The sequence below is a fragment of the Achromobacter sp. ACM01 genome (assembly GCF_014851745.1).
Classification (GTDB): domain Bacteria; phylum Pseudomonadota; class Gammaproteobacteria; order Burkholderiales; family Burkholderiaceae_B; genus Achromobacter; species Achromobacter aegrifaciens.
The window spans coordinates 1-304 of record NZ_JACVAF010000032.1; the positions used below are offsets into that span (position 1 = coordinate 1).

General features: G+C 52.0%; 1 tRNA gene and 1 rRNA gene. Both read left to right on the forward strand.

What is annotated here, in order from left to right:
- Positions 1-83: ribosomal RNA gene (locus tag IB268_RS30935) — 16S ribosomal RNA — on the forward strand; the annotation flags it as partial.
- Between the two features lie 133 nt (positions 84-216).
- Positions 217-293: transfer RNA gene (locus IB268_RS30940), tRNA-Ile, on the forward strand.
- Positions 294-304 lie beyond the last annotated feature (11 nt).

The window sequence follows — 304 nt, forward strand, 5'->3', positions numbered from 1 at the left end:
CGATTACCACGGTAGGATTCATGACTGGGGTGAAGTCGTAACAAGGTAGCCGTATCGGAAGGTGCGGCTGGATCACCTCCTTTCAGAGCTTAGTGCTCGTGTTAAGCGTCCACTCTTATCGGTTGTTTGATATAGCTGGGATCAGTTGCAGGCTTGGGTCGAGGGAATCTTCCCTGGGTCTACAGCTTTCCTGACTGCTGATCCGAAAAGGTTTTTGGGTCTGTAGCTCAGTCGGTTAGAGCACCGTCTTGATAAGGCGGGGGTCGTTGGTTCGAATCCAACCAGACCCACCAAGTATTCTGCG